The sequence below is a fragment of the Streptomyces sp. S4.7 genome, from assembly GCF_010384365.1.
Taxonomy (GTDB): Bacteria; Actinomycetota; Actinomycetes; order Streptomycetales; family Streptomycetaceae; genus Streptomyces.
Genome location: NZ_CP048397.1, coordinates 6,134,996 through 6,148,277, shown reverse-complemented (window position 1 = coordinate 6,148,277; position 13,282 = coordinate 6,134,996). Strand labels below are relative to the sequence as shown.

Genomic DNA, 13,282 nt, shown 5'->3' with positions numbered 1-13,282 from the left:
GACCAGCACAGCAACGGGAATCGATCATGTCTGCTTCTTCCACTCCTTCTTCCGGTGACAACCAGCCGTCGCAGGCCACCGACCCTTTGGCGTGGCGACGACACCTCCCGGCACTGGCCTCGGCCGCCGCCGGGATCAACGAGGCGGGCGACGCCTGGGACGCGGTTTCGGACTCGCTCTGTGACGCGGACGGCTGGCCGCTGGACGACAAGGTCTACGGGGACGGCAAGGTCAAGCGGGACGCCGAAGCGTGGAAGCACGCCGAGGTGTTCCTCGACCACGGACCCGAGGTGCTGACCGGGGTCCGCGCTGCCGCCGACGGCCCCGATTACGTCGAGGGGCCGATCAGTGACGACCTCCGTCGGCTGCGCGGGATCGACACCATCCTGCTCCGGGCGCAGGAGCTGCGGCACGAATGGGACGGTGTCATGGCGCTTATGGATGGTTCGCAGCCGAGCGTGCTCCACCTCTACCAGGAGCGTGCCGAGGAGCACCGCAACACCGAAGGCTGGCACTACTCACACGAACTGGGTTCCAAGGGACCGGCGTTGGTGCGCGTCGGTGAATACCTCGCTCACCGGGCGGATACCGAACGGCCGGCGCAGACCGAGCGGGCTCGCGTCGCCCTGACCCGGTCGACGCACAACACCCCTGCCGTGTCACCTGCTTCGCCCCAGGCCCCACCGGCAGCGCATCCGCCGGCTCCCGGTCGCTCGCGGTGATCCCTAGCACGCAGTCACGGCAGCGCCAAACTGCCCGATCACCGGATCCTCGTGGACCACCGCACTCCTTCAAGCTCCACGCCCCGGCGGCTCCCGCCGTGCGACGGGGCGTTCGCAACGGAGAACTCCATGCACCACGAAACCCCGCCCCCGACCGCCGCGTCCGATCCGCGTCACCTTCAGGCCGCCCTCTGTTCCGCGCTCGGGCAGCGCGGCCTGGAGTGCACCGTCGAGTACGGCCTCAGCGACTACATCGTCCACGCCGAGCTTCCTGGCGGCAGTTCGCTGATCATCTCGCCCCCACAGGAGCCGCCCTCCGAGCGCCCCGAGTCCCCGGAAAGCTGGATGGTCACCCGCCACCGGTCCGTCGAGCCTGCCGTCTACGAAGTGGTCTACGACTCCGAGCCGGACGGCCCGCATGCGCGCCACGGCGGCAGCGTGCCGGATCTCCTCGCCGCCGTCGACGCCCGCCTGGACCAGCTTGGCGTACCGCCACGCCAGGAGCAGGAACGATCTGGCAAGGAGCGCGCCGCCACCGTGCTCCCGCCCGGCTCCACTCCGTCCCGGGCGAGTGTCGCTCTCGCCCCTTCACCGTCGATCGGCCAACGCGTGCTCCCGACTGGTCCGCCGACGGAGTCCTCCGCGCGGGCCGCGCCGTCACCGGCTCGTCCCTCATCCGCTTCCCGGCTCTGACCGACCGCGACCCAGGAGTCCTCCGTGCACCGCACCCCCAGAACCGATCCGCCCGCCGCCCGCACCTGTACCCGCACCCGCCTCGGATGGATCTGCCATGCCCAGCCACTACGACGTGCTGCCCGACCTGGCCTTCGGCCACCACCCCGTCCACGGCATCGTTGCCGCGAACCCGAAGAACCTCGCGGCCAGCACCTGGATGCTCAAGGGATTCGACTTCCATCCCGTCCCCGACCAGCCGACGTTGTACGCGCTGGCCGACCAGAACCGTGACGGACACGGCCGTACGAGCCGGGCCATCGAGCTGCTGCGCAAGGCCGGCTACCAGGTCGATGTCGACGCCGCACTTGACCCGGCACTGGTGCCCGACACGGCACAGGTACGCGACCGCGGTCCGCTTGGCGAACCAGACGTTGCCTTCGCCTATCACCCGCAGCTCGGCATCGTCGCAGCCCTCGAAGACCGTGTCTCCGGCCTCAGCGGGCTCGCGCTGGTGGAGGACGGCTGGCAGCACAACTCGAGCCTGGACATCTACATGCTCCCCGCGACCACCGATCGCGTCGAGGCGCTGGGGAAAGTCGCCGACGCCACGGTGGCCCTGCACCGTTCGGGGCTGCAAGTCGCGGTGCAGCCCCGCCGCGCTCAAGAGGTGACGGCCCGGCCCCGCCCTGCCGCGACGCCGACCGCCGCGCGGGCGCGAGGCCATGGTCCGGCTCGCGCGTCTCCGTTGAGCGCCACGGCGCTCGCCGCCAGCCCGGCCCGCGCCGGTATCCCCGGCAGGGCGCCGGTCCCCGCCGCCGTCACCACAGCGGCGGTCCGGCCGGTTGACCCCCGCATCGCGTACTCCCGCAACCGCTGATCCAACAAGGAGGCCCCCCATGGCCGTGAAGACGATCTGGCCTATCGACCACACCTGCGGTCACCATGCCGACCGCGACTTGTCCGACCGGCCGGCCTACCGCCGCGCCGGCTTCGCCGAATGGCTCTCCAGGCAGGAATGCACCGACTGCTGGCGCGCCTCGAACGAGGGCGACGAGCAGGACAAGGCCGCCTGGCTCAAGGCGAAGCGCGCCGAGGAGCAGACTGCATCCGAAGCCTGGTCCGAGCAGTACCGCATGCCTCCCCTGGAGGGGACCGAGCGGGCCGTGCCCTGGGGCGTGCGCTGTCGTCACCAGATCCTTGCCGACGCCTACACCGCACTGGTCACCGAAGGCACGACCAGCGAAGCGGAGTGGGCGGAGATCGAGGAGAGCGCTCGTACGGTGACCCGCGCCGGATGGTGGATAGACCAGAGGTCGTCCGAGCCGGAGGACCTCGCCGAACTGCTCCGAGCCGCCACCGGGGCCGACCGGCCGACAGAGAATCCCTTCTTCTGACCGACCGGGCGCCCGGCTGACCGCCACCGTGCGGCCTCTACCAGCGATTCCCGGCCGGACCAAACCCCGGATTTACCGGACGCTCTGCCCACCGGCCCACCTCCAACGGGTCCTTCGCCCCCCTCTACACCGGAGAGTTTCGTGCCCACCTCGATCACCATCTCGTTTGAGTTCAGCGGCAGCGTCGTCGCCAAGGGCGCTTCCGATGACCTCTCCGCGCAGCTCCTCCGCCACGCCGGTTTCAAGCAGATCGACGACTGGCACGGCCGACGCCATCGTCTTCCCACCACCGCACCGCTCGCCGACCGGATCGCCATCTCCACCCATGCGGCCGAGATGCTCCGAGCCGCTCGCTATGACGTCACCCTTCCGCCCAGTCTCGAAACGCCACGGAAGACGCTCGGGCCCTACACCGCCGGAGCCGAACTTCTCAGCATCACGGACCAGATTCGTGCGGCCGAGGACGGGGCCAGCCTTCAGCGCGCAGTCGACCACCTCCTTCACCCCGAGCACGGTGCCCTGGAGCGTGTCCGGGAGGCTCTGGAAGCGGCGGGAGAACAGGTCAACGACCTGGACGACGACGCGTATGCGCTCGCTGACCGGTTCGGCTTCGCCGCGGAGTTCGTCAGCTCGGCCCAGTCTGAACTTGTCGATTCCGAGGCCGAACTACGCCGCGTCGGCACCGCTTCGACGAGTTACTCCGCAGCACGGACCGTGCGTGATCACCGTGGTGCCGCTCTGGCCACTTCTCCTGCGGCGGACCAGGCCAAGGTCTCCTCGGCGTCCACATCTCCGACGGTGCCGCTCACTACGTCGGGTCACCCGCCGCGCGCCTCAGCCCCCCGACGGTGACCCGGCCGCTCTCTTCGCCGTCGGCCACCAGTACGTCGCGCACCCCCGCTCGACTCACCCGTCAAAGACCGCTCACCCGAAGAGGCAAACGTGCCCGAGTATTACTCCAGCATCGGCGAGGCCGTCGGTGCGGCCATGCAGCACAACGTCCGGCTCGCCCACCGCAGCGCGGCACCGGGCTCTGACAAGCCGCTGCAGGTCAGGCACCTGCCCAGCGCTTCCGCCGACCCGTACTCGGTCCGCGGGATGATTTCCCGCCTCCACGAGGATGCCTCGCCCGATGAGGTGGCGGGCATCATCGAGGAGGTCAACGGCGCACTGGTCGGGGCTCTGCCCGAGCTGACCGAACTCGTCGCCTCTGCCGCCGACTGGACTCGCGCCCGTCTCGACTTCGACGACCCGCAGCACAATCCGACGTTCGAGACGTGGACCCGACTGGCAGCCGCGTACGGGATGCTTCAGGACGTCCGTGAGCAGTTGGAAGTCGCCGAGGACGGTCTGGCCGCCTGTCCCGCAGAGCGCACGGACCCCCGGCACCACCAGATGGTCAACGTCCTGCGCAGCCGGGAGTTGCTCGACGACGTCCTCGGTGCCGAGGCTGCCCCGGCGCCGTCCGCTGCCCGAAACGCTGATTCAGACCGGCAGCGGGCTGCCCGCGCCTCCTCGCCGCACGCCGGAACATCGGCGTCGGCCGGCAGTCCACCAGCTACCGCAGCACCTCCACCCACGCCTCGTTCTGCCGGCCGACCCCGCTGAAACGTTCCGCTTCAGACCTCCAGGAGTACCCCCATGAGCTGCACGAGAGCCGAGCGCGCCCCGCCCCCGCCCGCTCGCACACCCAAGGAACCGCCGTGCCTTCTCCGCGCACCAGCGCGCCCTCGACCACCACCGGGTCGGACGCGCTCCTCTACCTGCTGTTCGGCGTCCTCGGCGCCGTCATGGCTTTCGGCTCTGTCGCCTGGCTGACCGGAAATCTCACCAATACCTTTGTCGGGAGCGGGACATGGGCCCCCTTCCGCGTCACGGACGCACTGCTGCACCCGGAGGTGCTGTGGCCGGCCTTGAGCACCAGCATGCTGATGGTCGGTGCCCGCGTCGTCCCCGGCCTGTTCACCGTGGCCCTGGTCGTCACCACTGCGGTGCTGTGGATGCGCTGGCGTGCCGGATCCAAGTCCGGCCTCGCCCGCAAGGCGGACCTGGCGCCGCTGCTGGACAAGGAGATCGTCGCCAAGGCGAAGAGCCTGCGCCCGAGCCTGGGCGGCCGGGAGAGTAAAAGAGGTCCCGCCCGCTGACCGCGGCATCCTGCTCGGCACCCTCGATCCCGGTCGGGCGGAGGTCCGCGCGTCCTGGGAGGACGTGATCGTCGCGATCATGGCCCCGCGTTCCGGCAAGACGTCCGGGCTGGCGATCCCCGCGATCCTCTCGGCACCGGGTCCAGTCCTGCTCACCAGTAACAAGGCCGCGAACGACGCCTTCACCGCGACGGTGGACGCCCGCGCCAAGGTCGGCACGGTCTGGACCCTCGATCCGCAACAGATCGCCCACCACCCGCGCGAGATGTGGTGGGACATCCTCGCTGACGCCCGTGATCTCACCGGGGCGAAGAGGCTGGCGGGGCACTTCGTGACAGCGAGCGTGGACGAGTCCAGCGGCTCCGACTTCTGGTCGACCGCCGCGAGCAACACCCTCGGCGCCCTCTTCCTCGCCGCCGCTTCCCACCGACGGCCGATCACCGATGTCCTGGCCTGGCTCGCGATGCCGGCCGACCGCACCCCGGTGGACCTGCTCACCGACGCCGGCCACCATGCCGTCGCCGCCCAGCTCCAGGGCACCGTCTCCGGCGCGACCGAAACCCGCGACGGAATCTATGAGACCGCGAGGCAGTACGCGAGCTGCCTGCTCGACCCGGACGTCGCCGCCTGGGTCACCCCGAACGATGACCTCCCCGAGTTCCAGCCGTTCACCTTCGCCACGTCCCGCGACACCCTGTACCTGCTGAGCAAGGACGGCGGCGGCAGTGCGTCCGCGATCATCGCGGCGGCGGCCGACGCCGTGATGCGCGCGGCCGTGATCGTCGCCGAGCGCTCCGGCGGACGGCTCGACCCGCCCGCCCTGTGCGTCCTCGACGAGGCCGCGAACGTCTGCCGCATCAGCGACCTCCCCGACCTGTACTCGCACCTGGGCAGCCGAGGCGTCATCCCGATGACGATCCTGCAGTCCTACCGTCAGGGCCAGCGGTGCTGGGGCGAGGCCGGTATGGACGCCCTGTACTCCGCCGCCACCATCAAGATCATCGGATCGGGCATCGATGATGCGGACTTCGCCGACCGGCTCAGCCGTCAGGTGGGCGACCACGACGTCCAGACCACCTCGGTGTCGACGAGCGAGGGCGGCAAGTCCATTTCGGTGAGCATGCGCACCGAGCGGATCCTGCCGCCGGACGCCATCCGCGCCCTGCCCAAGGGCAAGGTGCTGCTGCTGGCCACCGGTATCCGGGTCGCCATGCTCAACCTCAAGCCCTGGTACAAGGAGCCTTTCGCCAAGGTCGTCGGGCCTGCCTCCGCACGTGCCACGAAGGCGATCACCGAGCGTGCCCTCGCGAAGAGCATCGGCCAGGACGATCTTGGACTGTCGGCATGAGCGCGCCCACACCACAGCAGGGGCGGTTGGCCCACGCTCCCGTCGTTCTGCGCGGTGGCCGGTGGTGGTTTGACGGCGGTGCCGGCTCGATCCCCGCCTCCGACCCTGCCTTCACCGCCGCCTTGGACGACTTCGCCCTGTCGATGGCCGCTGCCGACCGGGCAGTCGCCAACCTCCATATCCGGCAGGACGTGACGCCCTCCGTTGATCCCGGCGGCATGCGGTGAACCCGCTGATGAGTGCCGAGCAGGCGGTCCTCGGAGCCGTGCTCCTCGACCCCGAGCAGCTCACGCACCTGGAGTGGCTCGCTGCGGGCCATTTCTACCGGCCCGTCCATCAAGCGCTGTTCGACGCTCTCCGCAAGCTGCGCGACGAGGGGCACCCCGCGCTCTCGGCCGACGGTCCGTTGCCGCTGTCGTGGGTGACCGACGCGGTCGGGGAGGCCGGACAGCACGTGCGCGGGCTGACCGCGGCGTACGCCCACACCCTGATCCAGGCGTGTCCCCGAACCGAGCACGCCCCGGTGTACGGCCGCATGGTGCTGGAGGGGGCGATTCACCGGACCGTCGCCCAGCATGCGATCCGTCTCCACCAGGCGGCTCGGGCCGACGCCGTCCAGGGTGAGGTCGAGGGAGCGTTGCGTACGGCGGACGCCCTGGCCGGCGTACTCACCGATCTTGCGCGTCGCTGGGGAACCGATCCTCGACCGGTCCCACCCACCGCTGAGCCCTCCGCCGCTTCGGACACCCTGCCTCCAGCACGGAGCGGCCAGGTCGCCGAGGACGAGCGGTTCCTCCTGGCCGTACTCGCCGAACAGCCGGGGGCCATGGGCGAGGTGGTGGCCTGGCTGCGTCCGGGAGACTTCGCCGACCCGGCCCACGGGCAGCTCTACCGGTGCCTGGGCGCGCTGCACCACCGGGGTGAATCCATCGACCGGATCACCCTGCTCTGGGAGGCCCAGCGACGCGGTCTGCTGGCCGACGGCACTGTGTCGAGCGAGCAGTTGGCCTCCGTGTGCGAAGGCATGGTCCCCGGCAGCGCTGACTGGTTCGGGCAGCGGGTAATGCGCTCCTCCGTCACCCGCACCGCCGCCGCCTCCGCGCGAGCCATCCGGACCCTGGCTCAGGACGAGGTTCTGGGGCCCGGCCGGCTGATCAACCACGCCCTGCATGCGCTCGGTCCTCTCGACGAGGTCCGCACCCGCTGGGCTACCGCGAACGGCGGTCCGGCTCCGAAGGCCACGGCACCCGCTGCGTCGGCGGGCGATCCGCCGCCCGACCGAGTCAAGGCCGCCCGCGCCCGCAGCACACCCCGCCCAGCCGCGTCACCCTCAGCCCCGGCCAGCCGTCTCCCCACGCTGTCAGCAGGCCGACCACCCTCGCGCGGCCACCCCTGAGACGCCCTCCCCACCAGCCCACTTCTGCCCCTGGAACTCGCCTTGATCTACCCCGTCTCCACAGCCGCGCCGTACCTACGCGCCTTGGACCCGAGCCTCGCCGCCCCGTTGCGCTCTCCGTTGATCGGGTCTCTCTGCTCGGGGTACGGCGGCCTCGACCTGGGCGTGCAGGCCGCTCTCGGCGGCACCCTGGCCTGGCACGCCGAGGTGGACCCGAACGCCTCACGCATCCTGGCCCGCCACTGGCCCGGCGTCCCCAACCTGGGCGATATCACCGCCGTCGACTAGTCCACCGCCTGTCGGGTGTGCGTCCTGACGGCCGGCTTCCCCTGTCAAAGACGTCTCCGTTGCCGGCCGCCGGGCCGGACTCAACGCCCAGACCCGCTCCGGGCTCTGGCTGCACGTCGCCCGTGCGGTCGAGGCCCTCCGGCCCTGCCTGGTTGTGATCGAGAATGTGCGCGGCCTCCTCACCTCCCCCGCCGGTTCCCCTGGCGACGTGGAATTCTGCCCGTGGTGTCTGGGAGACACCGCAGGTCAGCCTGCTCTGCGGGCACTCGGTGCCGTACTCGGATCCCTGGCCGACATCGGGTACGACGCGAAGTGGCTCGTGCTTCGCGCCTCCGACGTCGGGGCCCCGCACCGCCGCGAGCGGACCTTCCTCGCCGCCTGGCCCGCCGGGCACCCTGCTGAAGACGCCGACCAGCAACATCGGGAAGAACGGCGGCTCGCAGCATCCGTCGAAGAGGAAGAGCGGGGGGCACGGTCCGAACCTGGCCGACGAGGTCGAGTGGCTGCTGCTGCCGACCCCGAAGGCGTCGGACGGAATCAAGGGCTCGCCTAACCAGCGGCACGGCAACGGCGACATGACACTGCCCAGCGCGGCGGCGTCGCTGCTGCCCACGCCGAGGGCCAGCGACACGGGCACCCCGGGCCGCCGCCCCGGGAAGGGATGGCGACCTCCCTTGTCAGCGGTGGTCCTGCCCCTCTGGGCTGAGGAGGCGCCGGAGGCAGGGGCGCGGACCGGCGATGGGGAGCGTACGGATCCGCCATCACCCGATGGGAGAGGCTCACCCGTCTTGCTCCGGCTCCCACGGACGCGGCCGGTCGGCTCCGCTCGGACTTCGTGGAGTGGATGCAGGGCCTCGACGCCGGCTGGGTCACCGCGACTCCGGGGCTCGGCCGCCCCGCGCAGCTCACCGCACTCGGCAACGGCGTCGTCCCGCAACAGGCGGCGCGTGCCTTGCAGTTGCTGGCACCGCCCTTCCCTCGCTGTCACCGCTGCGCCAGCCGATAGCGCTCTACTACCGCGTTCTTCCGGCCGGACCAAACCGCTGATTCTCCGGATCCTCTCGGGCATGTCGCCGTCTCACAGATGGAGCACACCCTCATGGCCGACACCAGCCCGACCGCCCCCGGCCCCGAGCCGTACCGCGTCCCGGACGCAGACCTCGACGACCTCGCCAGCACCCTCGCCAAGACCATGGCCGAGGTCAGGCAGCACGGCGTCATCCTCGACCGCCTCGGCTCCGAACCCGAATTCACCGGCAGCCAGCCGATGGACGGCGTTCCGGAAACCGAGGCGGCCAACAGCAAGAAAGCCGACGGCCCCGCCTCGGTGTTCATCCTCGCTCTGGGCGGCGAGGCGTACGCCGTCGAACTCGCCGCCCTCAGCGACTGGGTGAACTACCTCTTCCTGCCGGTGTACGGCCGGGAGATCAGCACGAGCCGACCCTGGTGCGCGCACTGGCATGACCATCCCGAAGCCGTCGCTCGGCTGCACGCGCTTTGGCTCGCCTGGCAGCAGTTCACCGACACGGAGGCCGGCCTGTCCGGCCCGTCGACCTGGCACCGCGACCACCTGGACCAGACCCTGGCGCACCTGCGTGCACCCGACGGACCCTTCGCGGCCTGTACGACCAGCGCAACTCGCCCCAACCACCGGGTGCTGGCCACCCCGGCGCCCGAGCAGTCGGGGGTGGCGGCGTGAACAGCGTCCTCGACTTCGACCTCGACGATCTCGCGCCGGTCGACGACGACTCCGAAGAGGCGATGGAGGCCCTCTGGTCTGGCGACTTGACGGTGCTGTCCCAGCACCACACCAAGCCCAACGGTTCACACAGCTTCGTCCTCGCCCACGACCGATCGGTCACCTGGGGGATACCCGGCGAGCCACAGCTCGTTGCGATCGCTGTCGCTCGGGATCTGCGGCAGTCCACGTTCACCTTCGAGACGAGTCACCACGCCACGGCGTCCTTCGCCCAGAACTGGCTGGCAGAACGCGGCTGCCCTCTCGACCGGATCGCCCTGCGCGGTGGCGACTACATCGAGCCCGCCGACGACCTCACCGTCCAGGTGGAACAGCAGATCCAGAAGTCGGGCACCCGTTACGAGGTCCTCGACACCTACACCTCCGACGACCGTCCCAGCGAGGCGTGGACACTCGTCAACGACTCCCAGGCCACCCAGGCACCGGTTCGCCTCTTCTTCGAGGAGTGGAACCACGGTGCCGGCACGTACACGATGCGCGAGGGCGCATTCCCCGACGTCGGCGTCGCCCAGTCCTGGCTGGACGAGCGCAGCGAACCGCTGCCCGAGCCTCCTGAGTACAGCGACCACAACGGTGCTGTCGTCCGGGCCCGCATCGCCCGCATCGCCCTCTCCCGGTCCGCCGGTACCTCTCCGACACCGCAGACCGGTCTCGACGCGCCCCGCGCGACCGCGGCGGTGCCGGTTCAGCGCGCGGTCCAGGGGAGGCTGCTGTGAGCCGCGCCCGCTTCGCCTTCGCCGCGCACCCTGACGCCATCACCGACCTGCGCGAACTCCCTGCTGGGATACGCGATTTGGCCTTGCTGGAGCTACAGAACCTGGTCTACGGAAGCGACGACTGCTTGCCCTTGAAGGGTCGACTCGCCGGCTTCCACAAGGTGTACGTCGACCCGGAGGTCGCCTACCGGCTGGTCATCCAGTTCCGTCAGGCCCCACCGACCTCGACTCACAAGCGCGAGATCTACCTCGTAGCCGCTGGCAGCCGGAAGGACTACGCGGTCTACCGCACGGCCCACCTGCGGACCGGCCCCCAGCAAGAGGTCGGCCCGGACTCCGCCACGGAGGCCCGCGTGCAGGCCGCCCGGTCCCACTCCACGCTCACCGCCGAACGGCCGACAGCAGGCCGCGCGACTACCCCGTCAACAGCACCGCCCTCGGCCACTGCCCCTCGAAAGGCCGCCCAGCGATGACCAACGACCGTACTGCGCTGACCCGTTCAGAGCTGGCGAATCTCCTCACCGAGGCCGCACAGAACGTCAGCGGCATCCCTGCCGCCGAGTACCCGACGGCCGCCGCCCGCTCCTACCTGCATCCCGTCTTGGGGCCGCTGGCCGCTGGGCCCCGTGTGATCACCGGGCTGAACGACCGGTTCGAGGGCTTCCTGGCCGCCGAGCCACGCCCCGCTGGTTCGGCGGGCCTGTTCGCTCTGGCCTCATACGCCTCCGCGCTGGGGTGGCTCACCGAGTCGTTCGCCGAGCTGACCTCCTCGGTCGACGAGATCTGCACCCGCGTGGGCATCCCTGCGGAGCCCTGCGCAACGATCGGCGCCCCGACTGGCCGAACCGATCAGGACGACGAGTTGGACTTCGCCTTCAGCGCGCTTGAGTTGGAGGCGGTCCGCAACGCAGCCGAGGCCGCCGGCCTCGCGCCGGACGACTACGTCGAAGTTCTCTCCCAGTCGCTGCTCGCCGCCGCCCGGATCACCGACGCCTGCATGGAGATCTCCAGCGGCCTGCTCGATGACGCCGATCTGCTCCGCGAATCGAGCGACCGCCCTCGGCTCGGTGACGATCCCGGGAGCCTGCCCGCTCTGGTCCGCTCCCTGCTCGCCCGGATGGAGGCGACGGAGTGAACCCGTACGACGCAGACACACACCCTGGTCCCTATCTCGTCGTCGAAGTGCTCGGTGTCGGGGACGTCAGCGTGCCCGCCCTCGCGCCTGGTCCGGGGGAGCCGCTGCACCAGGCCGCTACGCGCGTCATCGAAGCCGCGGCGGCGTTGGACGAGCGACACGAGAGCGTGCTCGACGCGGTCCGGCGGTCGCAGCGGCTGCTCGAAGGTGCTGGTCGCGGTGAAGTCGGCCGCGCCCAGGTCTCGTACGCGCTGCTGCGGACCGCACTCCCCGAACTCGGAGACGTTCTGGCGCGGCAAGACCGGGCGTACAGCCAGCTCGTCGAGTCCCTGTCCGCCTACCGTCGGCTGCCTTCCTCGTCCGAGCCTGCACAACGCGCGACCAACAGGGGCCACTGGCAGGGCCAGAAGACGAGGCCCGACCGGGACGACGACTGGGCCGTCGCCGGGCAGCGCGGGCTGGTGGCCCTCGAAGCCGTTGCGGCCGGAGGCGTTCGCTTTCGTCGCAACGCGATCGGCGAGGACCCGTACGTCTCACGCAAGAAGGCCCAGCGGCAGGACCCAGCGGGCTTCCCGCAGACCGTGCAGCGGCTGGTCGCCGACGGGCTACTGCATCAGGACACCACCGAGAGCGTGTACCGGCCCGGCCAGCTCCTCTTGCTCACTTCGCAGGGTGAAGCCGCCTTGCGTGATGGTCGCGCGACGACCTCACGGGTGTCCGCCGCCCTCGGCCGCACCACCGCGCAGGCCACGTCAGGCACGCTCGCCGACTCGGTCGCCGCGCCCGCCGCCAGGACCTCCCTCGCGGCCCCCCGCTCACGCTGGCCTCATCCCGAAAAGGACCCCACCATGCCTACCGCCGGCCTGCCTCCCACCTTCTCCATCGCTTCCATCGACGCCCAGCGCGTCGAGGAGGCTCTCGCCCGGATCGGACCCAAGTGGACCGCTTGGACCGCGATGACCCTGGCCCAGGTGAACGGGCCTATGCGCGTCCGCGATGTTGCTGCCCAGCTCCCCTTCGTCAGCGAGCAGTTCATCGGCAAACGGCTGGCCACGATGCACGCCGACGGACTGGTGGTCCGTGGCTACGACCGACGGGCGGCGCCGTACCGGCTCAGCGGACTCGGCGCGTCTTTGGCCCCCGTGCTCCGCACGGTGTCGGACTGGTCCCATACCCACGTGACACAGGAGCCGATGGCCGAAGCCGAGCGGGTCGAGGATGCGCTGCGCCGCCTGCACCTTCGGCACTCGACCGGCGTGATTCAGGTACTCGACTCCGCTGAAGGCCTTATGCGGTTCGTTCACATCGCCGAGGCGGCCGGACTGGACAACGGCACCGCGCGGCAGCGACTTCTGCGGCTTCAGGCCGACGGCCTGGTCGCACGGACGGGCTCCCGGCACGGAGACCCCTATGCGCTCACGGATGCCGGCCAGGCGTTGGGGGCCGTCTACGCGAGTGTCGAGCACTGGAGCCGGCCGTTCGCGCTGCGAAGTGAAGCAGCGGCGTCGCGTCCGATAGAGGCAGCTACGCGCACCCACGTCGGCATTCCGCTGGGGGCGGGGGCCGACGGCGCCCGGACCGCGGCTGCCCTGCGGCGGAGCGCCGCCGCGTCCAACGTCATGTTCAGCCACGCGCCTCAGCCGCAACCGCGGGTGCCGGCGGCCGTGACCGCTCAGTCGGCACCGGGCCGGGGCCAGTGACGGGC

General features: G+C 70.7%; 15 protein-coding genes and 2 pseudogenes. All 17 read left to right on the top strand.

Annotation, left to right across the window (positions count from 1 at the left end):
* The first annotated feature begins 26 nt into the window (after window positions 1–26).
* The 17 genes and pseudogenes from SSPS47_RS27495 (at window position 27) to SSPS47_RS35655 (ending at window position 13,277) form a co-directional block, all read left to right on the top strand.
* Entirely contained in the window at window positions 27–722 is a 696-nt protein-coding gene (locus SSPS47_RS27495) for a hypothetical protein (RefSeq protein WP_239065074.1), read from the top strand.
* A gap of 129 nt (window positions 723–851) precedes the next feature.
* Complete coding sequence (locus tag SSPS47_RS27490) at window positions 852–1,415, top strand: hypothetical protein (protein ID WP_164253300.1); 564 nt, start codon at window positions 852–854, stop codon at window positions 1,413–1,415.
* A gap of 97 nt (window positions 1,416–1,512) precedes the next feature.
* Window positions 1,513–2,274 carry a hypothetical protein gene (locus SSPS47_RS27485; RefSeq protein WP_164253299.1) on the top strand — a complete coding sequence of 254 codons (762 nt, stop codon included), beginning with the start codon at window positions 1,513–1,515 and terminating at the stop codon, window positions 2,272–2,274.
* Window positions 2,275–2,293: 19 nt separating this feature from the next.
* On the top strand, window positions 2,294–2,791 hold the full coding sequence (locus SSPS47_RS27480; RefSeq protein ID WP_164253298.1) for a hypothetical protein: 498 nt from the start codon (window positions 2,294–2,296) through the stop codon (window positions 2,789–2,791).
* Window positions 2,792–2,932: 141 nt separating this feature from the next.
* Window positions 2,933–3,643: a hypothetical protein gene (locus tag SSPS47_RS27475; protein ID WP_164253297.1), complete on the top strand. Its 711-nt coding sequence runs from the start codon at window positions 2,933–2,935 to the stop codon at window positions 3,641–3,643.
* Between the two features lie 90 nt (window positions 3,644–3,733).
* A complete protein-coding gene (locus SSPS47_RS27470) occupies window positions 3,734–4,399 on the top strand; it encodes a hypothetical protein (protein WP_164253296.1) in 666 nt (221 codons plus the stop codon).
* A gap of 95 nt (window positions 4,400–4,494) precedes the next feature.
* Window positions 4,495–6,283, top strand: a pseudogene (locus SSPS47_RS27460) (TraM recognition domain-containing protein).
* Window positions 6,280–6,510: a hypothetical protein gene (locus SSPS47_RS27455; protein WP_164253293.1), complete on the top strand. Its 231-nt coding sequence runs from the start codon at window positions 6,280–6,282 to the stop codon at window positions 6,508–6,510. Before SSPS47_RS27460 ends, SSPS47_RS27455 begins: the two are co-directional and overlap by 4 nt.
* Window positions 6,507–7,679, top strand: a complete 1,173-nt coding sequence (locus SSPS47_RS27450; RefSeq protein WP_164253292.1) for a DnaB-like helicase N-terminal domain-containing protein — start codon at window positions 6,507–6,509, stop codon at window positions 7,677–7,679. The genes SSPS47_RS27455 and SSPS47_RS27450 overlap by 4 nt, the downstream gene beginning before the upstream one ends.
* Window positions 7,680–7,799: 120 nt before the next feature.
* Entirely contained in the window at window positions 7,800–7,967 is a 168-nt protein-coding gene (locus SSPS47_RS36055) for a DNA cytosine methyltransferase (RefSeq protein WP_275405174.1), read from the top strand.
* A gap of 100 nt (window positions 7,968–8,067) precedes the next feature.
* Window positions 8,068–8,520: pseudogene (locus tag SSPS47_RS35665) on the top strand (DNA cytosine methyltransferase); the annotation flags it as partial.
* Window positions 8,521–8,802: 282 nt separating this feature from the next.
* Window positions 8,803–8,973: a hypothetical protein gene (locus tag SSPS47_RS35660; RefSeq protein ID WP_239065376.1), complete on the top strand. Its 171-nt coding sequence runs from the start codon at window positions 8,803–8,805 to the stop codon at window positions 8,971–8,973.
* Window positions 8,974–9,066: 93 nt separating this feature from the next.
* A complete protein-coding gene (locus SSPS47_RS27440; protein ID WP_164253291.1) occupies window positions 9,067–9,666 on the top strand; it encodes a DUF4913 domain-containing protein in 600 nt (199 codons plus the stop codon).
* Window positions 9,663–10,442, top strand: coding sequence for a glycosyl hydrolase (locus SSPS47_RS27435; RefSeq protein WP_164253290.1), 780 nt, complete (start codon window positions 9,663–9,665; stop codon window positions 10,440–10,442). The genes SSPS47_RS27440 and SSPS47_RS27435 overlap by 4 nt, the downstream gene beginning before the upstream one ends.
* Window positions 10,439–10,915: a hypothetical protein gene (locus SSPS47_RS27430; RefSeq protein WP_164253289.1), complete on the top strand. Its 477-nt coding sequence runs from the start codon at window positions 10,439–10,441 to the stop codon at window positions 10,913–10,915. The genes SSPS47_RS27435 and SSPS47_RS27430 overlap by 4 nt, the downstream gene beginning before the upstream one ends.
* Window positions 10,912–11,577 carry a hypothetical protein gene (locus SSPS47_RS27425; RefSeq protein ID WP_164253288.1) on the top strand — a complete coding sequence of 222 codons (666 nt, stop codon included), beginning with the start codon at window positions 10,912–10,914 and terminating at the stop codon, window positions 11,575–11,577. The genes SSPS47_RS27430 and SSPS47_RS27425 overlap by 4 nt, the downstream gene beginning before the upstream one ends.
* Window positions 11,574–13,277, top strand: coding sequence for a winged helix-turn-helix transcriptional regulator (locus SSPS47_RS35655; RefSeq protein WP_239065073.1), 1,704 nt, complete (start codon window positions 11,574–11,576; stop codon window positions 13,275–13,277). The genes SSPS47_RS27425 and SSPS47_RS35655 overlap by 4 nt, the downstream gene beginning before the upstream one ends.
* Window positions 13,278–13,282: the final 5 nt, after the last annotated feature.

Excerpts from the sequence above, each read along its gene's own strand:
- SSPS47_RS27480 (WP_164253298.1), top strand. The coding sequence starts at position 2,294 with ATGGCCGTGAAGACGATCTGGCCTATCGACCACACCTGCGGTCACCAT.
- SSPS47_RS27485 (WP_164253299.1), top strand. The coding sequence starts at position 1,513 with ATGCCCAGCCACTACGACGTGCTGCCCGACCTGGCCTTCGGCCACCAC.
- SSPS47_RS27490 (WP_164253300.1), top strand. The coding sequence starts at position 852 with ATGCACCACGAAACCCCGCCCCCGACCGCCGCGTCCGATCCGCGTCAC.
- SSPS47_RS27425 (WP_164253288.1), top strand. The coding sequence starts at position 10,912 with ATGACCAACGACCGTACTGCGCTGACCCGTTCAGAGCTGGCGAATCTC.
- SSPS47_RS27440 (WP_164253291.1), top strand. The coding sequence starts at position 9,067 with ATGGCCGACACCAGCCCGACCGCCCCCGGCCCCGAGCCGTACCGCGTC.
- SSPS47_RS27495 (WP_239065074.1), top strand. The coding sequence starts at position 27 with ATGTCTGCTTCTTCCACTCCTTCTTCCGGTGACAACCAGCCGTCGCAG.
- SSPS47_RS27455 (WP_164253293.1), top strand. The coding sequence starts at position 6,280 with ATGAGCGCGCCCACACCACAGCAGGGGCGGTTGGCCCACGCTCCCGTC.